A 26,568-nucleotide genomic window follows, 5' to 3' on the forward strand; every position below is an offset into this window, starting at 1 on the left:
CCTGCTCACCTCATTATCGGATACCTTTGCTATATACCTAAAAGGTATGTTGATTAAATAAAATAGATATTTTAAATATATTCGATAACGTGTTAGCATTCAATTAACAATTACAAATCGTTGTGGGGAGATGTTCAATGTGGGTCATTCGTTAACGATTGAACGAACACTGAAGAAGAAGAGCAAACCGCCTGAGAATCAGCTTGGCTTTGGTATTCATTATACAGATCATATGTTTATTATGGATTATACCGTAGAGAATGGCTGGCATCAGCCTCGCATCATCCCCTATCAGCCTATTTCTCTGGACCCTGCAGCTAAAGTATTCCATTATGGCCAAACGATCTTCGAAGGCCTCAAGGCTTATCGGACAGCTGACGAGCGTGTCCTCTTATTCAGACCGGACCAGAACTTCAAACGGATGAACCGTTCCAATGCACGTCTGAGCATCCCGCAAATTGATGAGGAATTCGCGATTGAAGCACTTCGCCAATTGATTCAAGTGGATCAGGATTGGATCCCCACCTCAGCTGGAACTTCACTATATATCCGTCCGTTCGTGATTTCAACAGAGGCCTACCTCGGAGTAGCCCCATCCAAAAGTTATCAATTCATCATCATTATGTCACCGGTTGGCCCTTACTACGCGGAAGGTGTGAATCCGGTAAAGATTTTCGTTGAATCCGAATATGTCCGCGCTGTCAACGGCGGAATCGGTGAAGCGAAGACAGGTGGCAACTATGCGGCAAGCTTGAAAGCCCAAGAAGGCGCTAATGAAAAAGGATACTCTCAAGTGCTCTGGCTCGATGGCGTTCACCGCAAGTATATTGAGGAAGTCGGCAGCATGAACGTATTCTTCAAGATCAACGGAGAGGTTCATACACCAGCGCTTAACGGGAGTATCTTGGACGGGATCACACGTAAATCCATCATTCAAATGCTGAAGCATTGGAATATTCCTGTTGTTGAACGGACGATCTCCATCGAGGAGCTCTATGACTACCATGCCAAAGGGCAGCTTGAGGAAGCGTTCGGCACGGGGACGGCAGCTGTAATCTCTCCGATCGGTGAGCTCAACTGGCGTGAGAATAAGATTCTTCTGAATCAAGGTCAGACAGGTGAACTCTCCGCTAAACTTTATGATACCTTAACCGGCATTCAAAATGGATTGATGGCGGATCCTTTCGGCTGGATGGTTGAAGGAACCGTGTTGTCTAAGCAGATTTAATGCACAATCCAGAGTCGGTCATCGAAGCTCCAAACTAAGCAGAGCAAACCATAAGCCTCATAGAAATAAGGAACCTCTACCCCCAACTGGAGTGCAGTGGCGGTAGAGGTTTTTTTATCTATTCAATGGCTTCTTTGTTAATCTGAAGCCCGCATGCCGGCTGCCTAAACTGGATTTCATACAGTTAAGCGGGTGATATTGGCTCCGCAGTGCAGCTATACTGTATTTCATACCCTTATATTGTTCACAGTAGGCTCAGATAAGCTCAATCTGCAACAATTTAATTGGAAATATCCAGTATAGCATTCAGCTTGAGCTGAGAAACCGCCAAATAACTGCAGTTGTCCAGTATAGGCAATACGTCGTCCTTGATTTGACAGACTTCAAACCCTTTAGCCTCGTTAAGAGTTAAAATGAAGAGAAGGATTCCCGTTAACCATACTCTCCAAGCATTGTCCTTTTGAGAATTTTCGGATGCATGCGGTCCAGAACTGCTGTGCCGATCCATTATCCTTCAGCCAGCTGACGCTCCACTTCCCTTTGAAACGAGTGAACATGTCCACTGCTGCTCGCTGTCCGACTCCCAGCCTTTGATATTTGCGCATAATGAAAAATTCAGCAATCGAGAAGCTAACCGTATCTGCTTCCGGATCTGGCAGCTGCCTGAGCATAACAAAGCCTGCCAGCTTGCCGGATACTTGAATGAAATAGGCGAATCGCCCCTGTTCAGTCCAATAATGGTCCAAATATCGATAGCCGTATGTGCCGTCATCATGGACGTCCCCCGCTTCATCGGCCTCAAAGGCACTTGTTTCGTACTGATAAAGCTCCAGCAAATTGCGCAGGATGGATTTGTGCTCGTAACGTACAGGTACAATTTCAAGTTCATTCAGATTCAATTCGTATCCCTACCCTTGCATGAAAATTAAGATTATATCTTCTGAATAGAAACGGAGGCGCTTGGCAGCCTGACTCCGTTCAGCTGCATGCCGCGCCGTCTACCTCAAGAATCGTTCCTTTACTTAAATGGTTATCTCCGCGTGCTCTCTTATGGCTGAGGTGCAGCTTCATGCATAATTTGGCATTCTTCACGATATATTCGACTCCTCTGCGCCTTACTCCCCCTTGGGTCCATAGAAATATGAAGCGAGACTTGTGTTACAATGCGACCGGCTCTCGGAGCCATAGCTAAGCTTCAAGACACCGAAATGCAAAACAGCCGTTCCAGGATTTTACCCAGAACAGCTGTTCTTTGAGACATTCTAAGGGCTAGAGTCGATATAACCCCGGTCTCCGGTCATAAAATGGAGCCACGACTCCGGCTACCCGATTTTGCTGCAGCTGAGCGAATTCAATGGAGCCGATAACCACTCCATCATGATTGGTCTCCCCAATTTGAATGAAGCCTTCCGGATTAAAGGGAAAATCACACGGGGTAAACAGACCTGCTTGACAATACCCGTGATCAATCTGGGGACGTCTCTCAGTAAGCGAACCGACGATGCCGCTTAAGATTACGAACAGCTGATTCTCGATCGCTCTAGCCTGGCAGCAATGGCGTACGCGATGATAGCCGTATGCTGTATCCGTATAAGACGGACACAGAATCAGTTCTGCTCCGTTAACGGCGGCTGACCTTGCAAGCTCGGGAAATTCGATGTCATAACAGGTCAAGATCGCCATCTTGCCCCAGTCGGTTTCAAACACATCCAGCCGGTCCCCTTCAATTAACGACCAGCGGTTTCTTTCCTCCGGCGTCAGATGCAGCTTATTCTGCGTCACCATCCGTCCGTCCGGAAAGAACAGGAAAGCCTTGTTGACGAACCCCTCATTCTCTCTGCAGATATGTGTTCCAGCAAGTATCATTAGATTCAATTCCCTGCTGAAGCGCTCAAAGAAATCGATATAAGCTCCTGTGATATGGTCCAAATATATGCAGGCATCCTCGTGTGACATGGTTGGCTTCAGACTTAATAAATGAGCCGTCATATATTCCGGGAATACGATTAAGTCAACCCCCTGCTCCACCGCCTGCCTAGCCTTGAACGTAATTCCCGTCCAAAACTGTTCCTCCGAATCAATGTCCGCCAGTCCGTATTGAACGGCAGCAGCATTCAGAATATTCATAGGTAGCCCCTCTTCTACGAACGAATTTGCAAAGAGTAAATATCCGTCCGTCGATCCCGGAACGTTAGTACATCCGTAGACTTGCGGTGGCGCTGCAGAATCTCCATATCAACCTCCGTCATGATAACCGTTTCCGTATTTTCACTGCATTCTCCTGCGATACCATCTCGTGGGAAAGAGAAATCAGCAGGCGTGTATACCCCTGACTGCGCATATTGAATATCCACATTATCCACGTGAGTCAAGTTGCCGACCGTCCCTGATGTTACGGTAAATACTTGGTTCTCAATGGCTCTGGCCTGCGCGCAGTATTTCACTCTCAGGAATGTCTGACGGTCCTCCGCGCAAAACGGTACGAAGATGATCTGAGCGCCTTCCTCCGCGACTATACGGGATATCTCCGGATATTCAATATCACTGCTTAATTGAATCGATATTTTCCCGCAATCGGTGTCGAATACCTCCAGCTTGGAGCCGCCGTTAATGCCCCACCACTTCCGTTCATTAGGCGAAATGTGAAGCTTATACTGCTGCTCGATGGTACCGTCCCGGCGGAAGAGATGCCCGACGTTGTAAATTCGGTTATTTTGCTCCACGAAGTGGGAACCCCCGATAATGTTCACATTGTATTTGACGGCGAGCTCCGTGAACAGCTCAACATACTCCGTTGTATATTCGGTCAGCTTACGGATAGCTAAGCTTGGCGAGCGTTCCTCAAGGAAGGACAGCAGCTGCATTGTAACATTCTCCGGGAAAACGGCGAAATCCGACTTGTAATCGGCTGAAACATCCACATAATGCTCGCATTGAATGGCGAATTCCTCGAAGGAATCAATTTTCTTCATCATATACTGAATGACGCAGATCCGGACGGGAAAAGACAGCTTATAATGCGTTTTGCTGTTGCGCGGCTTGTATTCAATATTGTTCCATTCGAGCAGCGCTGCATAATTCATCGAATCTTTATCGTCGGACAAGTAGTTCGTAATAATCCGTTTCAGCGTAAAGCCGTTCATCATTTGGAAGGTGAGCACCGGATCATAGATATTCTGCTGCAGCACTTCTTCCGCATATTCTCTAGGCGTTAATGTATCGCTGTAATTGTGATAACCTGGGATACGTCCGCCAACGATAATACTTTTAAGATTCAGGCTCTCAGCTAAACGTTTGCGCGCTTCGTACAGCCTTCTGCCAATCTTCATCCTCCGATAATCCGGATGGACCATAACCTCCATGCCGTACAAGCTTTCACCGCGCGGATTATGGTTGCGGATGAAACCTCTGTCCGTTATTTCCGAATACGTATGCTGTTCCATATAATCATCGAAATTCACAATCAAGCTGGAGCAGGAGCCGATGATATCCCCATCCAGCTCAACGCAGATCTGTCCTTCCGGGAAAATCCGGACATGGCTTTCCAATTGACTCTTCTTCCATGGGTCCATATTAGGAAAACAAATAAATTGAAGCGCGATGATTTTATCAAAATCCGCGGGTTCAATGTTTCGAATAATCATTTTCTTCTCAAATTGCGCTACTTGTTCGGTTGTCATAGGGACCCCTCATTTACGATTCGATTTTAGGATAAGCATAAGATAGGACCAACCAATCCATAGTTGTGGACTGAAAATGGTTTATTAAATTTTACACCAAAAAAAACAGACCTAATCATTTAGGCCTGTTCCAGTTTAAATTGATGCGTTTATTCCCTTGTTTGAAATCGTATTCAGTAATGATTCGCTCAAACACCATATTTCCTTGAACAAACCCTTGCAAGAAGAAGGTAAGCTCCGAGCCTCTTAATGTTCGCCTTCTTGATTATCAGACTCCTCCGTATGCCATGGATGCGAGTCATGCTGTTGATTCGTTTGATCTGGTTTGCTTGCAGTTGTGATGTTGTGCTGGTCCCACAACAACCACCATATCACGATAGGTTGGAAAATTTCCATAGAGGAGATGCTTCTGGACCATCAAGCCGTTGAATGTCCTGCAGTTGCTGGATGTGAAACCCAGATGACACTTCAAGATGAATAGACATTACATCGTTTGCCCGCAATCGACCGGAATGATTTGGCCTGTCATCGAATCCTGCTCCAGTGCGGAGCAGATCGCTTCAGCAATATCTTCTGGAGTCGAGATTCGCTGCAGAAGCAAATTGGTGCTTAACCGCTCCATCTGTTCCTCTCTTCCTGCCCACCATCTTGTCGCAACTGCGCCTGGAGCCACGCTGCAAACTCTAATATCCGGCGCCAGTGCACGTGCCAAAGATTTGGTTAACCCGTGCACCGCGGCTTTGGATACCGCATAAGGCAAGGAAGAGCCGGAGCCGGATAACCCGGCAATGCTGCCGACATTGACGATTGCACCTTGATTATTGTTCTTCATGTAAGGCGCAGCGGCCCGTGCACAAAAGAACATTCCCTTGACATTGACCGCATACAGCTCGTCCCAGATATCCTCCGTCGCGGCTTCCAAATCCGGAAGCGGAATGTGACGGGTAATACTCGCATTATTGACGAGCACATCGACTGATCCAAAATGTTCAACTATAACTGCAACCATATCTCTAACTTCCTGATCTTGGGCCACATCCGCTTGGACGGCGATTGCACGGCCGCCTTTCTCCGTGATCAGCCGGACCGTCTCTTCCGCTTCCACTTTGGAACGTGAATAGTTCACCGCCACTGCTGCTCCGCGTTCTGCCAGCTCCATACAAGCTGCTCTGCCAATACCTGTCCCTCCGCCGGTTACAAGAGCTATTTTGTTCATTAACCGCATTGCATCTCACTCCCCACCCTTGTTCATTTGAATAAATCTATTTTATATCCTTACATCAATTCTGTATAATTGAAGATATCGAATGAATTATTCAATATTATTGAACTTCATGAGGAGATGCGGGTATGGATTTAAAAACATTAAAAACCTTTCAGCTGATCGTTGCGCATGGCAGCTTCAACCGCGCCGCCGAAGCATTGAATTATGCGCAGTCAACCGTTACCATGCAGATTCAAAGACTGGAATCCGATCTTGGCGTACAGCTGCTTGAACGTGATAAGAAGAAGGTTCAGCTAACTGAAGCAGGGCGATTATTTCATGAACAAAGCCTGCAAATTGTGAATGATCTTGAGCACTTGCAAACTCGGCTATCGGATCATCAGCTCGGTGAAGCCGGCCATATCCGGCTGGGTGCAACTGAACCGTCAGCCAGTCACCGGCTGCCTGCCATAATAGCCAGTTTCTTAGCCCAATTCCCACGTATCCATATTTCTGTGGACATAGCCAGCACAGCCGTACTCAGCGAACGCCTTCTTCAGGGCGTGCTGGATTTGGCATTAAGTTCCGCCCCTGATCTGGGAGCTTCGATATTCTTTGAACCTTTGTACAAGGAAGATTTTGTCTTGATTATGTCTGAAGAACATCCGCTAGCTCAGCAGCCGGTTATCGAACTAAAGGATATTCAAGAGCATCGGCTGTTGATTACCGCAGCAGACTGCCCATACCGCAGGAAGCTGGAATTTATTCTCCAGGAGTCAGGCCGGACAACGCTTGACACCATGGTGATCAGCAGTATGACCGCGCTTCGATATTACGCTGCAGCAGGCATGGGAATTGCATTAGTGCCACGGATCAGCCTGAATCCGATTCCCGCTGGAACCCTCATGCGGCCGTTACCTCAGCAGTATGATCTTGGAATGGTCTGCGGGATCCAGTACAAAGCTTCGGAACACCCGTTAAAGCTTGCAAGCGCCAAGCTTGTTCAATTTCTTAAGGAGCAGCTGACAGACCGGGCATTACGGTGAAATCTCCTTCTAAAGCTTCAGCATCCTGGCCGTTGAACATTTCTTATATAAGGCCCGGTTAGGCTTGTTCCTCCAAATTCTCTTCAATAATATTGGATTCCCGGTAGCTCACCTGAATTTGTAATTTGCTCAGCTGTTTACGGGAAATCTTACCATGCTCGAACAATGTCTGCAGCTCGTTGCGCTCCGCCTGTATACATCCCATCTGGAGCTCTTTCTTCTTCTCCTCATAGTCCTCGTCCAAAGCCGCCGAGATTTGCTTTCGAAGCTCAACTATGATGCCACGGTAATGGGCAATAACCGGGTAAACGGCGGATTCGTATTCCTTCCCTTTGTATTTGGACAGATCCGCTATTGCAGCTTCAGCTGTCTGAATCCTTAGATTTCGCAGGGAGATCTTCTCTTCCATTGTTATACGCTCCCCTTTGCTTTGTGTGCCCGGGAATAAAGCCGTCATTAATTTGTTTATCAAGCTGGATAACATCATCGTCAGCATTCGGAACCGATTCGTAAGAACAAGCTCCACTCTGCGCAGGATCGCCTGTAATCTGCGGGCATCCTCCCGGCTGACTTTTCCTTCCTTCACTAATTGTTGAAGATAGGCCAGTTGTACAGCAATCGCATGTCTGTGCAAAATAATTTCCATTCCCCGTGTCTTGGCGGCATGATCCAAGTTCGTTCGTTTTCGATCCATTTTCAGTTCAGCAATCCGTCTTTCGTAATAGGAAATAACGGATGCAACAGCCAGTTCATCATAATCGTTCTTGACTTGCCTTACCGACGCTATCGCAACCTCCATTGCTTTAATCTGCGCTTCATTCTCCGAATCCTGGTCCGATTCCTCTGACTGCTGACCTTTCTTATCGGTTAACAGCGGCAAAGCGACGCTCGCCACAATTAATGAGACAAGAATAACGCCCGCCGCAAGAAAAATGATCAGGCTTCTCTCCGGGAAAACGTCTCCGTTATCCAGAAACAGCGGAATGGAGAAAGCACCTGCAAGCGTTAAAGCTCCTCGAACACCGGAGACCGACAGCAATACGATGGACCGGAAGGAAACTTTCTCCCGATTATCCCTGCGGCTAAAATTAACACGGCTTACCAAGTACAGCCAGACGAAACGAATGACAATCATCAGTACATATAGGATCAGAACATAACCTACAGCTTTAACATTGTTATAGGAGGTATCTTTAAATATCGACTCCATAACTTCGGGGATTTGAAGCCCCAGCAGGATAAATACAAGGCCATTGAGCACAAACAAAATAACGGACCATGTATTCTCTGAAACGACCCTCAGCTCGGTGATTTCCGTTCGGGCATGATCCTTCTCCATGGCATGGACTATTCCGCCGGCCACTGCTGCCAATATACCGGATAAACCCAGATCCTCTGCCAGAATATACAGCAGGAATGGAGTCAAGATCAGAATCAGCATATGTACCGTTACATCTTCCATCCCGAACCGCCGCAGCAGCATCCGGAACCAGATCAGCAGGACCGCCAGCAATACGCCGAACAAGAGCCCCCCGACCGCGATAACAATAAAGCTGACGGATGCCTGCCAGACGGAGAAGACGCCCGTCACGACTGCCGCAACCGCAAATTTAAACGCAACCAGTCCAGAAGCGTCGTTCATCAGCGCTTCCCCTTCTAGCAGCCTATGAATGGCTCTGGGCAAATGCACCCTGGCCGACATCGATGACACCGCGACAGCATCCGTCGGGGAGAGAATAGCCGCTAATCCGAATGCAGCTGCGATCGGTATGCTTGGGATCAACGCATGAATGGTATAACCGCCGATTATGACCGTTATGAATACAAGCCCGATGGCCAGCAGCAGAATCGACGCGCGTAAGCTCCATAATTCATCACGCGGCGTCAGCTTCCCGTCATTGAATAGAATCGGGGCAATGAATAAGACGAAGAACAGCTCCGGATTAAGCGGGAGATGAATATCTACGAAGATCACGATCAGGATGCCGAGTGTAATTTGAATAAGCGGTACCGGCACGAATGGAATAAACCGATTGATGACATGCGAGATGCCGATTAAAGATAATAACGCCAAGAGATCAAGAAAGATTTCCATTCATGGGCATTCCTTTCGATTGTCAGATGAGTTTAAAATGTTTTGTTCACACGGACTCCGCTCGTACGACCTCAATCCAATTCACTCGATGCTGCTGCATCTCAATGATTTCAAACTCATAGCCCTGCTCCTGAATACGGTCATGCTCGTGCAGATCATATTTGCGGGATAACAGCCAGCCGCCGATTGTATAGATCCCTTCTTCTTCAAGCTCGGTCTTCAATATCCGGTTCACATCCTTCAGCAGCAGCTTGGCACTCAGCTTGTAATGACCCTCACTTATCTTATCCACTTTCGGAAGATGATTCCCTTCAGCAAGATCCCGCTCGCTTCCGACGATTGTTCGAATGATGTCCTTAATCGTAACAAGTCCCGATGTGCCGCCGAATTCATCGAGCAGAATGGCCAATTGAATATGCTCCTTCTGCATCATCAGCATAATATCCTGGGCAGACATGGTATCGAGCACCTGCAGAACAGGCCTGATATAAGGCTTTATTGATTGCTGAAGATCCTTGCCCTGGTGTATATAATCCGTTAATACTTCTTTGATCCTGACAAGTCCGACAACATGATCCTTGTCACCGCCTTCCGTAACCGGATACAGGTCAAAGGATTTATCCTTTGTAAGCGTGATAAACTGTTCAATCGTGCTCTCCTGCGAGATGAAAGCAACATTCCGCCTAGGCAACATGATGCCTTTGACGATCACATCATCCATTTCAAAAATATTCATCACGTATCGGAATTCCGATGGATTGATAATCCCGCTCTTATAGCCTTCGGAGAGAATTAGCCGCAGCTCCGCCTCTGTTGTGCCTGAATCATGCATGGATTTGCCTTGTATTCCGAACATCCGGGTAACAAACCGGGCAGAGCGGTTCAATATCCAACTGAACGGATAGGTGATTTTGAAGAATAGGATGAGCGGCCGCGCAAGCATCATCGCCAGCGGTTCAGCTACCTCGATTGCAATGATCTTCGGAACAAGCTCTCCAATTACCACTTCCAAGAAAGTAAGCAATAAGAATGCAATAAGGAACGATAATACCGTCTCTAAGCTCTCCGCTATCGGAATCAAATTGAACAGCGGCTGCAGCAGATGCTCGATTGTGGATTCACCGAGCCATCCTAATGCCAGATTGGTCAATGTATTGCCTAATTGACAGGCAGAGAGATACTCATCGAGCCGCGTCATTATGCCTTTGACCGCCGCTGCCTTCTTATTCCCTTCGCTTGTCAGCTGCTCAATTCGGCTCATTCGCGAGCGAATGACCGCATATTCGGCAGCTACGAAAAATGCAGTGCAGGCCACGAAGAATAAGACCAGAACTATTTCCATCGCACAGCCTCCTCCACGGACTTCATTCGTCATTTCACAAGTTTCTCCATAAATACTGGATGGTTATGTATGCTTTTTATTTAAACGAAGGAGCCAATTCCCAATCGCCGTTTGTTTACAACCAGCACATAATCCTTTACATTGGGAGTTGGAGATGGAGAATATATAGAGAGTAGGAATATTATGATTACCAAGCAATTATCCCCTTTAGTAAAAGCTTTGGATTTGGCCCCGCATCCGGAGGGCGGCTGGTACAAGGAGCTGTGGAAAGCCTCATTCGAAATTCCAAAGGATGTTCTGGGCGGCCGATACTCCGGTTCCCGTTACGCGGCGACATCGATTTATTTTCTGCTTCATCCGGAAGAAGTTTCAGAGTGGCACACCGTTTTGTCCGATGAATTATGGTTATTTCATTCCGGTACCCCTCTCAAAATCAGCTTAGGCGGGACCGGCGAGTATCCGGAGACGACGCAAGAGATCATTCTTGGACTCGATATTGAGAATGGACAGCAAGCTCAAGTTCTAGTGCCGGCTAACGTATGGCAGAAGACAACTCCGCTTGGCGACGAGCCTACCCTGGTATCCTGTGTTGTTGCCCCTGGCTTCGATTATGATGATTTCAAGCTGTTGAATAAATAATCATGCTGACTGCGTTCATACTGATTAACAAGCTTGCCTTGGACCGGACAAGCTTGTTTGTGGCAGGTTCCGATCTATTTTTAAGGTGTCGAATCTTAAAAGCTCAGAATCCTCTTGACTAATTGTCCGATTGTAAGTACACTCTGAACTAACATCAAACACGGATCATGCCTATGATGAGCATCCAACTCGGAGGCGTTATCGTCAATATTAATCGGTTAGGCCGATTATTCCTAAGTTAACCGGAACCGCCCGTTATCGCGGAACCAAGGTGGAGAACACTGCGCTGTCCGTGTCTCTCAAATTGGGTGGCACCGCGAGCAAACGCTCCTCGTCCCAATCGGATGAGGGCGTTTTTTGTCTGTTTAAAGGGTTATACGGGATAGCTAAGGCAGAGCCGCGCAAAAACTTAAGCCTATGCTTTCGAAGCAGTTTTTGCTTGATCAAGCCTCATTCTTCGGCTGGTCAGGCAGAGCCGCGCAAAAACTTTTAGGAGGCCATAACCATGACAGACCGACGTTATAATTTTAATCCTGGACCTGCCGCACTTCCCCTTCCCGTTCTTGTTCAAGCACAAGAGGAATTGGTGGAGCACCGCAAGCTAGGCATGTCCCTGATGGAAATGTCCCATCGGAGCCGTTATGTCGAGGAGCTTAACGCGGAAACTCAGCAGCTGCTTCTTCGCAGTTTAGGCTTGAATAAGGGTTACCACGTGCTCTTCATGGGAGGTGGAGCCAGCAGTCAATTTGCTCTGATTCCTCTCAATTTCTTACTTACTAAGTCAGCTGCAGCTTATGCATTGACCGGCAGCTTCGCCGAGAAGGCATATAGTGAGGCGTGCTTCATAGGAAATGCACAAATCGCTGCGAGCTCCAAGGATCAGCAGTGGCGCAGTATCCCCAGCATTCGTGATTATCAGCTGGATCCCGCGCTAGCTTACCTGCATCTCACCACGAACAACACCATTGAAGGCTCAAGAATTAATGAACTGCCGGATACGAAAGGGATTCCGTTAATTGCCGATATGACAAGCGATCTGCTTGGCAGGCAGCTGCCGCTGCAAACCTTCGCTATGATCTATGCGGGGGCACAGAAAAACTTGGGGCCAGCAGGAGTGACAGCGGTCATTCTCCGCGAGGACATGCTGAAGCATGCTTCTAAGCAAATTCCGCTTATTTTCCGGTACGAGACCTTTGTAAACAATCAATCCTTATTCAATACGCCTCCTGTTCATGCGATTTATATGATGAATTTGGTCTTGAAATGGGCAGTCCAGCAAGGAGGCGTAAGTACGCTGGAGAAACAGAATGCGAAGAAAGCACAGCTTGTCTATCAAGTCATCGACGGCAGCGAAGGTTTCTATCAAGGAATTGTTGATGAAGCGGACCGCTCCCTCATGAATATAACTTGGAGAATGGCGAGCGAGGAGTTAGAGCAGCGCTTTATTGCTGAATCCGAGCAGCATGGATTCGAAGGCTTAGCCGGACATCGGAGCATCGGCGGGCTTCGGGCGTCGGCTTATAATGCCGTACCTGTCGAGGCATGCGAGGCTCTAGCTGCATTTATGAAGGAGTTTAGGCGGAGAAACCAATAATATGTTACCCTTTTTGCCTCTGATTCTGCTACAATGAAAGTTACGATTAATGTTAACGGAGGCTATTGTGGACTATATTATTTTGGATATTGAATTTAATGGACGTAAATTTGCAAGTGATTTACCAATGGAAGTCATCGAGATCGGTGCGGTAAGGTTGAATGAATCCCTTCAATTCGTGGATGAGTTCTCTTCCCTGATCAAGCCCGTTTACTTCTCCAAATTAAATGGATTCATCAAGAAAAAAACAGGTATCCCCCAGGAATCCATTGATATAGCCGAGGGTTTCCCGAAGGTGATTGCCGAATTTATCACTTGGTTGAAAGCGAGCGGGGAATACCTGCTCATCACATGGGGAGGCGAGGATCTAAAGCGGATTATCTTTGATACCCGCATGCATAAGCTCGATGACTCCGTCTGGATGGCCGCTCATTATTTTGACCTGTTAAAAGGCTTTATCCGCTTCCGAAATGTGACCAATGACGTTAGTGTTGAAGCGGCATTAGCGGATCTCGGCATTGAAGATGACAGCTCTGCGCACCGTGCGCTGGAGGATGCACGAATGACTGGCGAGATTTTCAAAGCGATTTTCGGGCATTTAGATTTTGAACGCATCCAGCAGTTTAAGGATGTGTACTCGAATGCCAAGGAGCGCAAAATGGTTAAGAATGCGATTCGCACCATTTCTGCACAGAAGGTTGTGCCGCAGTGGCAGATGCTGCTGGACCATTTTCTCGCCCAGAAAGTATCCCTTGATGACCCTCGTAAGCTGGCTGAGCTGGAATCCTATTTCGAATCCGAAATGCGAAAAGAGCAGCGGACTGCCGCTAAGCGGACAGCGATTGAATAAAGGCTCCTTATCGTTATTCCTTTAGAATGGTTGGATATCCAACCATTCTTTGCTGTGCTCTGATGGACTGAGGAACGGACAAGCGAGAAAGGCTGCTGTGACCAAGCAGCCTTTCTCCTTCATTCTTGCTCTCACTTCTGCCTTGGATGATCAATGATCCCTGACATTAATCGATCATTATCCTCCACTGCCTGCTTTTCACTCGTATCCGAGACATCAGAATTGCCATAACTCTCAGCCGACGCCCATGCATCGGCATCATCGAATCTTCCCGCATGCTTCTGCCGGTTAGCGCCGGCTCCTGCCGGCGGCGGTGTCATGACCTCTTCTTCAATGGGCCGGCCTTCCGCCGCTCCTTGATGCTCAGCCTCCTCTTCCGAGGCATGCTCCATGCATAATGCTGTATATGGAATAGCCTTCAGCCGTTCAAGTGGAATCTCCTTATGGCAGACTTTGCAGACTCCATAATCGCCGCTCTCCATCTTCTCCAAAGCAGAATCAACCTGTTCCAGCTTCTCTTCCATCAGCTGATCGACCGCCATGTCACGGTTTCTCTCGAACGTCTCCGTCCCCAGATCCCCCGGATGGTTATCATAGGAAGAGAGCTCTCCGCTGGAATCCTTCAGAGAACCCCCATCCTCTGCATCCGCATCAAAATGAGCAGTCAGATCCTTTTTTTCCATTTCCAATTCATGTTGAAGCTCTTGAAGCTGTCTATGTGTAATATGATTCATCGATGACGCCTCCTTTTGTATTCAAGAGCTATTAACCGATATCAGCCTCGAATGACGCAGGAGTCGTACAAAGCTTAGATTTGCCCGCTAGCCTTCCATAGGCTCGAAATCGTCCCCAGATGGATAGCTTCATGTAGAAAGGCAAAGTTGTACACCTCTCCCGCGGTTACAAATCGAAACGGTCCAACCTCAAGCGGCGACTTCAGTTCAGCTTCTAAAGCAGCCTCGGACACTTCTGAAATTCGGTTTAATTGTTCAGCCAACGCTTGAATCAACCCATCTGTAGTTGGAGGGATTTCCGTCCAATCGGTTGGCTTCGTACCGGAATTAAACAGCCTTGAATACGAAGCCGGAATCAGCGACTCGGGTTCAAAACATTGCTTGGAATAGGCATCCATCCAGTAGATGATATGCCCGACATTCCAGCGAATCGTGTTATTGAAGCCATTGGCTTGGACATCGAACAGCTCCTTTGGAATCGCCTGGATCTGCCCGATAACTAGCTGACGAAGAACTGAACCTGTGTGAATAATGGTTTGTGACATCATTGAACGCCTCCTAAAAGTTTTTGCGCGGCTCTGCCTAGACGTACCGTACATCGGTATGTCTGAGCATAAACTCACTTCGTAAGCATAAGCTTTGTTTTTGCGCGGCTCTGCCTAGACGTACCGTACATCGGTATGACTGAGCATAAACTCACTTCGTAAGAAGCATGAGCATCTGAATCGACATCTGAAAATAAAAAACACACTCAGCCGCTGGCCGAGTGTGTGTGGTATGCAATTCCATTGTCTATCGATAAATCCCGATTAGAACGCTGCAGCCAGCTGTTTGGTTTGTGCCAGGCCGGCTTCTACGATATCCTTCGCACGATCCGGGGCTTGATTATGCCCCTCAATGATAACTTCCTCTGCTTGGATGCCCCATAGTCCGATTGCTGCTTTCACGAACCGAAGCGCAGCTTCAATATCGGCCATCGGTCCTGCAGAATAAACCCCGCCGCGTGCGTGGAGAAGAACGACTTTCTTGCCTGTTACCAGACCGACCGGGCCTTGCTCCGTGTATTTGAACGTTTTGCCGGCTTGAGATAAATAGGAGATATAAGTGGTCAATTGTGCCGGAACTGTGAAGTTCCACAGCGGGAATGCGAATACAACCTTGTCTGCCGCAAGAAATTGATCCAGGTAGCCATTGACGAGTTCAGCCGCGCTTGCTTCTTCAGCGCTAAGCTCATACCCTTGGTTTAATTTATATAGAGCGGTCAATGTTTGATTGTCGTAGTAAGGCAGCTCGACATTGAACAGATCCAGTTCAGTAATTTCATCGTTTGGATTGGATTCCACATACGATTTAACGAATGTATCATACATTTTGACGCTTATTGCTTGATCTGCGGGACGATCATTTGCCTTAATAAATAAAACGTTAGCCATTGAATTGACCTCCTGGGATAGTAGCATTTTGATTAACTGCAGCTATAAAAAGCACAGTTGATGACAAAAAAATTTGCAGTCACCGGTTAACTGCAACTTTCTTAAGCTCATTATATGTCAGTCACTTTATTTTTTCAAGTGACTGTATTAAATTCTGCTGATTATATTTTCTCTGCGGAAAACCCGACCTGCTCTCTTACATCATCAATCGTAAATTGTCTGAGATACTCCAACGTTTTCTGCTCAACATCCATCAATATGTTCCCGATTGCATCATCCAGCTTCTGATGCTGCCCGGCACATGCGTCCGTGCTGTCCGCTTCAGATGGACAATCGCTCTGAACAGCGATATAGATATCCGCCAGTGTGATCTGGCATGCAGACTTACCCAGCAGATAACCGCCATCACGTCCCTCTTTGGACTCAACCAGCCCGGCTTGCGCCAAGTTCTGAAGTACGCGGCGTATAAATGTAGCATGGGAGTGAACCTGAGCAGCAAGAGCAGCACTGGTTAATACGCCAGAACTTTGCGTCAGCCATACTAATGCGCGAATGGCGATTTCAAAACGAGGCGGTCCAATCGGTACAACGCGATTCGCCATTTCAACACCCTCTATCTGTATATTCTTTCACTTAGCATAACATAAAATCAGGTGCTTTGATTCCGCCGGCGCTTCTGAATTTCATGCATACCCAATATAACGGTGATCCATTCATAGCTATCGACATGAGGAGAATGATTGCGCAAACAATACGCGGATGCCGAAAACCAGCTGTTCACTTTCTCGAATTCGGCTGCCAGCTGTTCGCCGCCGTCTCTGATTTCGTATTCACGGGAGAAGGCCGGCGATGTAATTTTATACACACCTCTGCCATAGGCATCATATTCATATCTTTTGCTCAGTAAAGACAAGCGTGATCGAAGCAGTCCTGTCTCAACGCCTGCTGTACCCGTTACATGCCATTTATTCGAGAAGAAGGTAAAGCTGCCGCCATACAGCTGATTACCCTTTTGGTCGTAGACATCAAGCGCGGACCCGAAGGAGCTTCGGAGGTCAACCTCGCCTACTCTTTCATTATTCTCATTTAGGATCTCCGTTTGCCCGGCGTTGAAGAAATTATCTCTGAAATACAGTTCCATCATTAATACCGCCTCCTCTGATAGTAGGTACGGACAGAATAAGGAAATGCTGCACGCTTTCCTATTTATTGTAATGACGCTGCACCCAAGGGCATGATAAAATTTGGGCAGCCGTTACAAGGCGGATCAGTTATACGTTGAGGGGGATCTGCTTATGCAGAAGGTGTTTTTTATTTCCGATCATCATTTTGGTCATAAGGCCATTATTGATTTTGAGTCGAGGCCTTTTGAAGACGCTGATGCGATGAATGCTTCGATGATCGAGAGTTGGAATTCCGTGGTTGGAAAGAATGATAAAGTATTTCACCTGGGGGACTTCTCGTTCTTAAACCGTGAGAAAACAGCGCATATCGTCGCTCAGCTGAACGGTTATAAGCATCTTATCTTGGGCAATCATGACCGAGGGCGCTCCAGAAGCTGGTGGCTTGATGTCGGCTTCGATGAAGTCAGTGAGCACCCGATCATCTATAAGGACTTCTTCTTCCTCACTCATGAGCCGATGTACATGAATAAGCACATGCCTTTCGTGAATGTACATGGTCATATTCATGGACAGAAGTATGAGGGGAAGAATTATTTTAACGTATGTGTAGAGCATTGGGACTATAAGCCCTTAACGTTCGAACAAATTCGGGACTCCGTTGTGGTCAGCGAAGAGCAATAAGGACTAGACATTCCTCTTAAACTGATCGAGGCATTCCTTGCAGATGCACGCTTTGCCCTTCTTCCGGTCATCCACCAGCTCGAAGATCGCTTGAGGGAAAATCTCGCGCGTGCACCAGCAGCCTTCGCTGGCGGTTAGATCACATTTGTTGGTTTGTGCACAAATCGGACAAGTCAAAGCTGTGAGCAGCGGATAATAGATCTCTGTCTCCAGCTTCGTCTCATCTTCATTCCAATGACCGTAAACCTCAATGGTTGGACTGACAAACGGATGTTCAGCAGACCTCAGATCCGATTGTATCTGGTGATGAACATCCGGAAGCTGATGATAGGGACCGATATGCTTGTAATAAGCATACTGAGCTGCATGATATTCCCGCTTCGTTAATGTCGATTGCTCCGGCTGAGGAGACGTTAGATCAACTCCTGCAAACAGAACTTGATCCTGCTCGTAGGCCACATAGTTAATCCCCGTCGTTGTCAGCCCCATCTCTCCAACTGCCGCCCACGTTTGTCGAATGGCTTCCATAACTTGATTACTCATGCTTTTATTCTTGTCCTGTGCCGCAGCTGTGCCGTACAACGTTAGAGTCAGGGGGTCATTTCTGAGTTCTAGTCTCATGATCTCACTCTCCTCTTTAGAGTATGTTTTGCTTGCGCTCTGGCAGGCCTCTATTCCCCAAGCAGAGGATGACTAATGTTCATGAGAATGCTATATGCACTACGATACAGCTGCTCCGCATGATCCCCACCCTGCTCGTAAAGTTTAATGTATGATGCCGCTTTCTGAAGATTGTCCTCCAAGGAAGGATAGAGGGAACGTTTGGGTGAGGATAAGCATTTATCCAGGAGCGCGTGAAGCTGTCCGATATCGGCCTGAATGGGCCGGTTAAGGACAGATCGGCGCGGATTGCGCCGGAACTCTCTCTCACGTTGATGCTGCAAATCCTGATCATGCTGAATCAGCCTCTTTTGAAGTCCATCCATATAGGGCCGCATTAGATCCCCCTCATCCTGCGCATAGAAGCGGAAGCTAAACCGGCCCGTTGCGATCAGATGCTTCTCATTAAGGAGAAACAGCTCATGGAGCGGCATTTCGCAGGGAGGGAACAGCAGCTCCCCCCATTTATCTTGATGCTGCAAAAATCGTGTAAGCACAACAATAGAGCGGCTTACATCGAAATAGAGAATCGAATTCACCTTCACCGCAGTTGTTTGAAAATATCGCCGGTACAGTTCCGGGTCCGGCTGCTCGGAAGTGATAAATGTTTCCCAAGAGATGTTTGCCTCATTAGGCGGAACAGCGATACTCAGCTCACAATGATTAAATGAAATGTTCCTCTCCTTCTGAATCGTCAGGAAGTCCTGATCAAGCAGGAACAGCGACTTGAAGCCATTGACTTTGTAGCTCCTCAGACGAAGCTCGACGTTTTTCCGGAACGCAGCATCACCGCGGAGATTCACCAAATAGTCAACCGTCCACTGCTCCCCGTTTGGGAACGATATTAGAAAGTCAGGGACAAAGGAGAGCTCCTTCTTGAACAAGTACCCCTCCTGAACGGAATAATAGCCTTGATCCGCTTCCATTAATGCTTCAAAGATCAGTGCCTTGGCAGCGGTTTGTTTCCTCGCTTTCTCGTAATCCTGTTCGCGTCCTGCCGTATATTTGGCGTAGTTGCGTTCACCTGCGCAAGCCTCCGCATTATAGTGCCTGAAGATGGCCTTATCATGAAAAAGCACCATTACAACACGCTCCTTGCAGCATCCGCAAGCAAAAGCGCCTTTTTCCCTGGAATACATCCGGTATTTTTCTTCAAACCAAGACTTGATAGCTTCAGGGGAAAACCCTCTTCGCGCCAGCTCATTGCGCTCTCTTTGAAGGTTAATCGTTTCATTATGCAAATATGCCTCTTCCATGATCTCCATCCTCCTTACCTTGCTAACTTTACCCTATTTTTGAGAGAATATAGTTTCAAAGATTAATCCGGTTCGAAAGTGACAAAACTGTCACTTAGCTCCCTGCTGCTTCGATGGATAGGAACACCATATCCGCTTATAGTAAGGTACAAGAACAGGAGGGAACACGAAAATGCAAACCGTTATACGAACGAAGAATCTATCCAAAAACTATGGGAAAACGCAGGTGCTTCGCGATGTTGATTTAACGATTACAGGTAGCGAATTCACAGCCATTATGGGGCCCTCAGGCTCAGGAAAATCCACTTTGATGAATGTGCTGTCAACGATTGATCTGTTCACCGGCGGTGAAGTATGGCTGAATGATCAGTCCTTGCTGGATCTCAATAAGAAAGCACTTCGCCAATTCCGTCAGGAGCATATGGGTTTTATTTTCCAAGACTACAATCTGCTTGATACCTTAACCGTCAAAGAGAACATTCTGCTTCCGCTCTCCTTGCGCAAATTCTCGTCTGAAGCAATGGAAAAGCGATTATTGCCGATTGTTCAAGCTCTCCATATTACGGAGATCCTCGGGAAATATCCGAATGAAATCTCCGGCGGGCAGAAACAGCGGGCTGCTTCTGCCCGCGCCATTGTTACGAACCCAGCGATCGTATTCGCAGATGAGCCGACCGGCGCTTTGGATTCCAGATCAGCAACACAGCTGCTGGAGCAGCTCGTCAGTCTCAATACTAATTTTCAGACGACAATCTTGATGGTCACTCATGATATCTATGCAGCCAGCTACTGCAAACGGGTGATTTTTCTTCGAGATGGAGGAATCGTCAATGAGCTGTACGCCGGAGAACAGAACCAGAAGCAGTTCTATGAAAGAATCTTAGACACCCAGAGTGTACTAGGGGGCAAGCAGCGATGAGCTTGCTCGATCTGACCAAAAGAAATGTCCAGCGTAATTTCCGTTTGTATACGATTTACCTGTTCTCCATGATTATTGGTGTCATTATCCAATTCACCTTCTCGTCCCTGATGTACAACGAAGATATATTGGATTCGCTGCAGAATCGCACAAACTTCCGAAATGGCGTCATTATTGCTTCCGTTGTGGTGTTTATGTTCATCATTTTCTTCATTCTGTATGCCGATACATTCTTTATGAGGCAGCGAAAGAAAGAATTCGGAATGTATTTGCTGTTTGGTCTCAGCGAGAGACAAATTACGTTGATGGTCTTCTATGAAACCTTATTTATCGGTGCGATTTCATTAATAGTCGGCATTCTGCTCGGTGGATTGCTGTCCAAGCTATTCGGCATGCTGCTGATGAACTTGATGGAATATGATCATGTGATCTCGCTGTCGTTCCCCATTCAAGCCATTGGCTCAACAGCGGCACTATTCTTTCTGCTCGCGGTCATAATCAGTGCACAGAGCTACTTTATGGTTCGCCGGGTACAGCTCATCGAATTGTTTCATGCCAAAGAGAAGATGGAGAAGCCGGTCCGTTCCTCCCAGCTCCTTGCTCTGCTGTCCATTCTGCTGCTCGGGGTTGCTTTCTTCCTAATCGGAAGCGGCAAAGGCTCTGTCTATTGGCAGGATTATTCGTTGGCGAGCTTAATTAGCGTAACGGTCGGAATTATAGGCGGAACCTTCTTATTCTTTCGTCAGTTTGCAGGCTGGATTCTCCAATTCATGAGCCGCCGGAGAAACTACCACGAGGGCAATACGGTATTATGGACATCATCCCTGCGCTTTCAGATTCGCGGCAACACGTTGAATTTGACTTTCATTACCTTATTCAGCACGCTCATTATACTATTGGTCTGCTTTGTTTCGATTAACTATAAGGTTCAATTCGAAGCCGTAGGGCGTAATTTACCGAATGATATTGCCTTCCAATCCTTGGACTCCAAGACGAATGGAACAATCGATAACCTGATCAAAACTTCGGGGCATGCAACTCGCTATCATCGCAGTCAAGAGTTTCTGGAAGCTGTTCCTGTTACGGATATGGCACTTGCCTTCGAGAATCCCGAGTATTACTTGCCTCATGTCCTGCTGGTATCGGAGCATGATTATAATTCGCTCATTACTTTACGAGGAGACGGTCAAACCGTAGATTTGCAAAATAATGAGGCTGTATCGTTGGCGCAAGGGAGTGATTTCCCCCTGGCTCTTAAACCGGGCAATCAGCCCATTTTCCAGGTGAAACTGGAAACCGTTCACGATTTCACTCTTGTGGAGAAGAAGGATTTCGCCCTGCTCGGCTGGGCTACAGACCCCGTACAATCGATGATTATCAAGCCGGCTGTGCTTATTATCTCTGATGAAGCTTACTCCAGCCTGCGCAAAGATACTGCAGTCAGAATGTATGAAATATATCAAATTGATGATGCCAAGAATGCAGGAGCCTTGTCCAAAGAAGTTCACGGGCTTGTAAGTGCGGTATCCGGCGCCTACTACTCCTCATTCGCGGATGTGTACGCCATCCAAATTGAGAGCTCTTCGCTCCTGTTATTCGCAAGTTCTTTTCTCGCTCTCATTGCTCTATTCGCTATGGCTAGCGTCATATACTTTAAGCAATTGCGGGAAGCCACAGATGAGCAGCAGCAGTATGCCATACTGCGAAAAATCGGTGTCGATCACGTCCAGATGAAAAGCGTCATTCGCAAACAGCTGCTGTTCGTCTTCGCCCCGCCGCTCGTGCTCGGGATTCTCAACAGCTGGTTTATTATCAAAACCTACATTTTGGATTCGGTACAGGATTTTCCAAATTTAACAAGCATGGTATGGGCCATCATGCTGCTATACTTCCTCATCTACTTGTTGTTCTATGTATCTTCTACGAATCTCTACTACAAAATCGTCAATCAGCACCGTTAATGATCACGCAAATGCGCTATGATTCATCTGAGAATCATTGCGTTTTTGCGTTTTGCCGAACCGTTTGCTGATAGGGATCATGATTCTTCGGGAAATGGATGACCATCTCTGTGAAATTTCCGAGCTCCGAGACACATATGATATAATGCCCGAGCTTATAAGACAGCTCTTGAGCAAGGAAGAGCCCCATCCCCGTGGATTTGATCAATTGGCGACCGTTTGTACCCGTGAAACCCCGATTAAAAATGCGCGGAAGATCCTTGCTGTCGATACCGATTCCATTATCCCGAATGAGGAGAAGCTTCTCTTCCACTGTTATTTTTGTAGAAATGGAGATTTCCCCTTGATCGGCGGTGTACTTCAAGCTGTTGGTTACTAACTGATTGATGATGAATTGCAGCCATTTGGAATCGCTTTGCACGATTGTAGACTCCAACTGCAGAGCGATGCGGATTTTGCGGGAAATAAAATTTTTCGAATGCGTCTTGATCACTTCTTTAACTAAAGGAGCCAAGTCACAGTTTATGATCTCATAATCTTGATTGAAGCTGTCCAGCCTGGCATAATACAGGGCTTGGTCCACGTACTGCTCGATTCGTGAAAGCTCTTCCTCAAGACTCTTAGGATCGACTTCCGTCTGCTGCATCAATCGCATCACTGCAATAGGCGTCTTAATCTCATGAAACCAGGACACGATAAAATTATAATGCTCCTTCTGCCTCGATTGAACTTCATTCAGCTCACGGATATGCTCTTTTCTCATCCTCTCCATTGTCAGGTGGTAGGATTCGGACAGCAGCGATAAATGCTCCGTATCATCATCATGCATATGCTCAGAAGCATGAACATTCTTCAAATATCGATGCACGAAGAAGCCGCATAGCAGCAATAGAATCAGTGCGGAAGCGTAAAGAAATGTATCCCAATGCCAGCTCATCCGGGGGTCTATGAAGAAGATGCCCATCACAAGAAGAAATGACCCTATATATACAAAGAGATACGGCTTCTCATATTTAATAAACCGCCAGAATCTCATTCCACGATGTACCCCATTCCCTTGCGTGTCGCGATGAAGTCTTCCAGGCCAAGCAGTGCAATTTTGCGTCTTAACCGATTGACGTTGACGGTCAATGTATTATCATCGATAAACTGTTCATCATTCCAGAGCACCTGCATCAATTCATCCCTGGAGACGATTTTCCCAACATTGCGCATCATGAACTGGAGAATGATAAATTCATTTCGTGACAAATCCGTCGATTGCTCCTTGAACTGGATGGATGAGTTCGATAAGTTTAGAATCAGTTCCCGGTGTGCGGTCTGCAAACTCTCATCCTGATAAGCATGATTTCGGCGCAGCAGCGCGCTTACTTTCGCGACAAGCACGCCCAAATCGAAAGGCTTCTGAACAAAATCATCGCCGCCCATGTTAATGGCCATGATAACATCCATATTTTGATTTCTCGATGACAGGAAGATGATCGGCACCTTCGATATGGCTCTGATTTGTTGACACCAATAGAAACCGTCAAATACCGGCAAATTAACATCGAGAAGCACCAGATGAGGCCTGACCTGGTTAAATTCTTCTATTACTTGTTCGAATGCTGTGACCTCATGAACCGCGTATTTCCACTTTCGCAGCGTGTCCGCTACGATCGCTCTGATTTTGTCATCATCTTCAACAATCATGATATGAAACAAGCGAAATCCTCCATTCGGCGGTAACCAAAGTCTATCACCCATTATAACATTTGGGTGGATCATCAGGTTATATCTCCGGAAAATGACAAACAAGCCGTCAACGCGGCCTGTTTGTGAAAATCCTATTCCATGCAATAAACCGTATGATTCGACTAGCTCCCGCACTACGCAATAATCTCTTCTGTTTGTTCCGTCTTAGGCTTTGTCATATCACGCTGAGCATGAATGAGGTTATAGTAGATGCCTTTCTTCTCCAGAAGTTCCGTATGTGTACCGACCTCGGCCACTTCCCCCTTCTCTAATACGAGAAGCCGGTCAGCATGGCGCAGTGTAGATAACCGGTGGGCAATGGCAATTGTCGTGCGGTTCTTGGTCACCCGCTGAAGCGCTTCTTGAATCGCCGTCTCGGTGTCGATATCCAGTGAAGCCGTTGCTTCATCCAGAATAAGAATACGCGGGTTATTCAGAACGGCTCTGGCAATTGCAAGCCGCTGCCGCTCACCGCCGGATAAGTTATTGCCGTTCTCATCGAGCATGGTATCGTAACCATCCGGGAAGTTAATGATGAAGTTGTGTGCATTGGCGATCCGGGCCGCCTGGATAATCTCCTCATGCGTAGCATCCGGTTTGGAATACTGGATATTCTCCATAATCGTCCCGGTGAAGAGGAAGGTTTCCTGCAGCACGACACCGATTTGGGAGCGCAAATCCTCTTGTTTGATCGAGCGGATATCAACACCATCAATTTGAATCTCTCCGTCTGTCACATCGTAGAAGCGGGACACCAAGTTAATTAACGTTGATTTACCGGATCCCGAATGGCCAACAAGTCCGATCATCTCACCCTGCTTCACTTCGAAGTTAAGCTGTTTCAGAACAGGCTCATAGGTTTTGTAACCGAATATAACATCCCGAAAGGCAATTTCGCCTTGAATCGGGTGCTTCTCGCTAGCCTCAGAATCCAAGACCTCCGGCTGTTCGTCAATGACTGAGAACACACGGTCAATGGAGATCACCGCATTCGCAACCCACCTGGGCATGAACATCAACCATGCGATTGGACCGAAGATCATCGAAGCGTAAGCACTGAACTGAATGAGTTCGCCGATGTTCATCTGCTTATTCAGAATCATGCCGCAGCCAATCATAAGCACAAGATACTGTCCCATTTCAATGAGATAATTTGTGATTGGCGATAAGATACTGAAGAGCTTCTCACTTTGAATCGTCGCAGCCGCAAATTCACTGTTATAGGTCCGGAAGCGTTTGATTTCGCGCTCCTCTTTACCGAAAGCCTTCACGACCCGAATGCCGCTGAGCACATCATGCAGGAAGGAATTGGCTTTATCGTTCACCCGCCACTGTTTATGGAACAGCTTCCATAAGACAGTCTTCCAAATATAACGATGCAGGTAAGCCACAATCGGTGCAGGGATCAGAACAACGACTGCCAGCCGCCAATCTGCATGAAACAACAGATAACTGGCAGAAATCAGCATGAGTAGCTGGAAGATAGCCGTCGTGCATAACTCCTGAATCAGATGTCTAATCCGATCCGTATCGGAAGTAATGCGGTTCATGATATCTCCTGCCCGTTGAGAGGTAAGAAAGCCCAGTGACAGCTGCTGCGTCTTGTCAAACACCATTTTTCGAAGATCAGCAGCAATACCAGAGCTTACGCTTGCCATAATACGGCCTCGAAATATGACAAGCAGTTCACCTACGACAAGCACGAGAAGCATACCGGCAATGGCCCAATAAAACATGTTCCGGTCTGCGCTCTGACCATCCGGCGGCTGTAAGGAAGAATTCACTAATAATTTCTGGAAAAATGGCCCTGTCAGCGAAATGCCTGAAGAAGCAAACAATACGACCAGCCCTAAAGCAAGCTTCTTCCAGTGAGCCTGAGAAACGACGAATAGTCTTTTGAATGCAGCAGCCTTACTCATGCATTTTGGGCATACCCGAGTCCCGTGAACGAGCGGCCCTCCGCATTTCACACAAACGGCATCATCTTCGTTGTTAAATATTCGAATTTGCCGTTTAGCAGCCATATCGTTCAGAATCTGTGCAATGAAGCCGTATCTTGCTGCATGCTGCATGGTGACTCTCACAATTATCCGTTTGGTATGATTTACTTCAGCTTCCAGTACCGCATTACCGATTAAAGGAACGATTTTATAGGAATTGGCTTCAGCGATAGGCCGGCTTTCCAGAACCGAACCATTCTCTACATAAGCCCATTTATCTTGACCAATGACAAGAAAACCCTGCATTCTTCCTCCGGATAATGATAGATCAGCTGGTACACAATAGGCAATTGACTCTCCGACAGCTTGCTGAGCTGCGATTAAATCTTGCTCGGCAAGCTTGAAATTCAGATTCATTTAAACCTTCATCCCCTTTATTCAAGCCCTG

24 protein-coding genes are annotated in these 26,568 nt (G+C 47.1%); 8 read left to right on the forward strand and 16 right to left on the reverse strand.

Going from position 1 to position 26,568, the window contains the following annotated elements:
• The first annotated feature begins 139 nt into the window (after positions 1–139).
• Positions 140–1,228 carry a branched-chain amino acid aminotransferase gene (locus ACFPYJ_RS13955; protein ID WP_379188761.1) on the forward strand — a complete coding sequence of 363 codons (1,089 nt, stop codon included), beginning with the start codon at positions 140–142 and terminating at the stop codon, positions 1,226–1,228.
• Between the two features lie 401 nt (positions 1,229–1,629).
• On the opposite strand, the gene ACFPYJ_RS13960 is transcribed toward ACFPYJ_RS13955, so the two are convergent.
• The 4 genes from ACFPYJ_RS13960 to ACFPYJ_RS13975 all read right to left on the reverse strand — a co-directional run bounded on the left by ACFPYJ_RS13960 (position 1,630) and on the right by ACFPYJ_RS13975 (position 6,133).
• Positions 1,630–2,127 (reverse strand): GNAT family N-acetyltransferase, encoded by a 498-nt coding sequence (locus ACFPYJ_RS13960; RefSeq protein WP_379188762.1) that lies wholly within the window; start codon positions 2,125–2,127, stop codon positions 1,630–1,632.
• Between the two features lie 370 nt (positions 2,128–2,497).
• Positions 2,498–3,355: a nitrilase-related carbon-nitrogen hydrolase gene (locus ACFPYJ_RS13965; RefSeq protein ID WP_379188763.1), complete on the reverse strand. Its 858-nt coding sequence runs from the start codon at positions 3,353–3,355 to the stop codon at positions 2,498–2,500.
• 14 nt (positions 3,356–3,369) lie between these two features.
• Positions 3,370–4,908, reverse strand: coding sequence for a GNAT family N-acetyltransferase (locus tag ACFPYJ_RS13970; RefSeq protein ID WP_379188764.1), 1,539 nt, complete (start codon positions 4,906–4,908; stop codon positions 3,370–3,372).
• Between the two features lie 484 nt (positions 4,909–5,392).
• The gene (locus tag ACFPYJ_RS13975) at positions 5,393–6,133 is read right to left on the reverse strand and encodes an SDR family NAD(P)-dependent oxidoreductase (RefSeq protein WP_379188765.1); all 741 of its coding nucleotides are present in this window, start codon (positions 6,131–6,133) and stop codon (positions 5,393–5,395) included.
• Between the two features lie 125 nt (positions 6,134–6,258).
• Here ACFPYJ_RS13975 and ACFPYJ_RS13980 point away from each other — a divergent pair, with 125 nt between their 5' ends.
• A complete protein-coding gene (locus ACFPYJ_RS13980; protein ID WP_379188766.1) occupies positions 6,259–7,158 on the forward strand; it encodes a LysR family transcriptional regulator in 900 nt (299 codons plus the stop codon).
• A 58-nt stretch (positions 7,159–7,216) separates the two neighbouring features.
• On the opposite strand, the gene ACFPYJ_RS13985 is transcribed toward ACFPYJ_RS13980, so the two are convergent.
• Together ACFPYJ_RS13985 and ACFPYJ_RS13990 are read right to left on the reverse strand one after the other, a co-directional pair.
• On the reverse strand, positions 7,217–9,253 hold the full coding sequence (locus tag ACFPYJ_RS13985) for a Na+/H+ antiporter (RefSeq protein ID WP_379188767.1): 2,037 nt from the start codon (positions 9,251–9,253) through the stop codon (positions 7,217–7,219).
• Positions 9,254–9,299: 46 nt separating this feature from the next.
• Positions 9,300–10,595 carry a hemolysin family protein gene (locus ACFPYJ_RS13990; protein ID WP_379188768.1) on the reverse strand — a complete coding sequence of 432 codons (1,296 nt, stop codon included), beginning with the start codon at positions 10,593–10,595 and terminating at the stop codon, positions 9,300–9,302.
• Between the two features lie 186 nt (positions 10,596–10,781).
• Here ACFPYJ_RS13990 and ACFPYJ_RS13995 point away from each other — a divergent pair, with 186 nt between their 5' ends.
• The 3 genes from ACFPYJ_RS13995 (at position 10,782) to ACFPYJ_RS14005 (ending at position 13,678) form a co-directional block, all read left to right on the forward strand.
• A complete protein-coding gene (locus ACFPYJ_RS13995) occupies positions 10,782–11,234 on the forward strand; it encodes a cupin domain-containing protein (RefSeq protein ID WP_379188872.1) in 453 nt (150 codons plus the stop codon).
• 505 nt (positions 11,235–11,739) lie between these two features.
• Positions 11,740–12,828 (forward strand): 3-phosphoserine/phosphohydroxythreonine transaminase, encoded by a 1,089-nt coding sequence (serC, locus tag ACFPYJ_RS14000; protein ID WP_379188769.1) that lies wholly within the window; start codon positions 11,740–11,742, stop codon positions 12,826–12,828.
• Between the two features lie 67 nt (positions 12,829–12,895).
• The gene (locus tag ACFPYJ_RS14005) at positions 12,896–13,678 is read left to right on the forward strand and encodes a 3'-5' exonuclease (protein ID WP_379188770.1); all 783 of its coding nucleotides are present in this window, start codon (positions 12,896–12,898) and stop codon (positions 13,676–13,678) included.
• 131 nt (positions 13,679–13,809) lie between these two features.
• Here ACFPYJ_RS14005 and ACFPYJ_RS14010 read toward each other — a convergent pair whose 3' ends face one another.
• From ACFPYJ_RS14010 to ACFPYJ_RS14030, 5 genes are all read right to left on the reverse strand, one after another.
• Positions 13,810–14,412 (reverse strand): TraR/DksA C4-type zinc finger protein, encoded by a 603-nt coding sequence (locus ACFPYJ_RS14010; protein ID WP_379188771.1) that lies wholly within the window; start codon positions 14,410–14,412, stop codon positions 13,810–13,812.
• Between the two features lie 74 nt (positions 14,413–14,486).
• Entirely contained in the window at positions 14,487–14,957 is a 471-nt protein-coding gene (locus ACFPYJ_RS14015) for a DinB family protein (RefSeq protein WP_379188772.1), read from the reverse strand.
• A gap of 264 nt (positions 14,958–15,221) precedes the next feature.
• On the reverse strand, positions 15,222–15,845 hold the full coding sequence (locus ACFPYJ_RS14020) for an FMN-dependent NADH-azoreductase (protein ID WP_379188773.1): 624 nt from the start codon (positions 15,843–15,845) through the stop codon (positions 15,222–15,224).
• Positions 15,846–16,006: 161 nt separating this feature from the next.
• Complete coding sequence (locus tag ACFPYJ_RS14025; protein ID WP_379188774.1) at positions 16,007–16,447, reverse strand: RrF2 family transcriptional regulator; 441 nt, start codon at positions 16,445–16,447, stop codon at positions 16,007–16,009.
• A 47-nt stretch (positions 16,448–16,494) separates the two neighbouring features.
• Positions 16,495–16,989, reverse strand: coding sequence for an LURP-one-related family protein (locus ACFPYJ_RS14030; protein ID WP_379188775.1), 495 nt, complete (start codon positions 16,987–16,989; stop codon positions 16,495–16,497).
• A 151-nt stretch (positions 16,990–17,140) separates the two neighbouring features.
• Between ACFPYJ_RS14030 and ACFPYJ_RS14035 the strand changes: the two genes are divergently transcribed.
• Positions 17,141–17,650 carry a phosphoesterase gene (locus ACFPYJ_RS14035; protein WP_379188776.1) on the forward strand — a complete coding sequence of 170 codons (510 nt, stop codon included), beginning with the start codon at positions 17,141–17,143 and terminating at the stop codon, positions 17,648–17,650.
• A gap of 3 nt (positions 17,651–17,653) precedes the next feature.
• Here ACFPYJ_RS14035 and ACFPYJ_RS14040 read toward each other — a convergent pair whose 3' ends face one another.
• Together ACFPYJ_RS14040 and ACFPYJ_RS14045 are read right to left on the reverse strand one after the other, a co-directional pair.
• On the reverse strand, positions 17,654–18,271 hold the full coding sequence (locus tag ACFPYJ_RS14040) for a cysteine-rich CWC family protein (protein WP_379188777.1): 618 nt from the start codon (positions 18,269–18,271) through the stop codon (positions 17,654–17,656).
• A gap of 50 nt (positions 18,272–18,321) precedes the next feature.
• Positions 18,322–19,566: a hypothetical protein gene (locus tag ACFPYJ_RS14045; RefSeq protein WP_379188778.1), complete on the reverse strand. Its 1,245-nt coding sequence runs from the start codon at positions 19,564–19,566 to the stop codon at positions 18,322–18,324.
• Positions 19,567–19,738: 172 nt separating this feature from the next.
• Here ACFPYJ_RS14045 and ACFPYJ_RS14050 point away from each other — a divergent pair, with 172 nt between their 5' ends.
• Both ACFPYJ_RS14050 and ACFPYJ_RS14055 read left to right on the forward strand, forming a co-directional pair.
• Positions 19,739–20,485: an ABC transporter ATP-binding protein gene (locus ACFPYJ_RS14050; RefSeq protein WP_379188779.1), complete on the forward strand. Its 747-nt coding sequence runs from the start codon at positions 19,739–19,741 to the stop codon at positions 20,483–20,485.
• The gene (locus tag ACFPYJ_RS14055) at positions 20,482–22,446 is read left to right on the forward strand and encodes an ABC transporter permease (RefSeq protein ID WP_379188780.1); all 1,965 of its coding nucleotides are present in this window, start codon (positions 20,482–20,484) and stop codon (positions 22,444–22,446) included. Before ACFPYJ_RS14050 ends, ACFPYJ_RS14055 begins: the two co-directional genes overlap by 4 nt.
• Before the next feature lie 34 nt (positions 22,447–22,480).
• On the opposite strand, the gene ACFPYJ_RS14060 is transcribed toward ACFPYJ_RS14055, so the two are convergent.
• The 3 genes from ACFPYJ_RS14060 to ACFPYJ_RS14070 form a co-directional block, all read right to left on the reverse strand.
• Positions 22,481–23,482, reverse strand: a complete 1,002-nt coding sequence (locus ACFPYJ_RS14060; RefSeq protein ID WP_379188781.1) for a sensor histidine kinase — start codon at positions 23,480–23,482, stop codon at positions 22,481–22,483.
• A complete protein-coding gene (locus ACFPYJ_RS14065; RefSeq protein WP_379188873.1) occupies positions 23,479–24,138 on the reverse strand; it encodes a response regulator transcription factor in 660 nt (219 codons plus the stop codon). Before ACFPYJ_RS14065 ends, ACFPYJ_RS14060 begins: the two co-directional genes overlap by 4 nt.
• Positions 24,139–24,314: 176 nt before the next feature.
• Positions 24,315–26,537, reverse strand: a complete 2,223-nt coding sequence (locus tag ACFPYJ_RS14070; RefSeq protein ID WP_379188782.1) for an ABC transporter ATP-binding protein — start codon at positions 26,535–26,537, stop codon at positions 24,315–24,317.
• Between the last annotated feature and the right edge of the window lie 31 nt (positions 26,538–26,568).

Origin of the sequence: Paenibacillus solisilvae (assembly GCF_042656405.1) — a bacterium.
GTDB lineage: Bacteria > Bacillota > Bacilli > Paenibacillales > Paenibacillaceae > Paenibacillus_Z > Paenibacillus_Z solisilvae.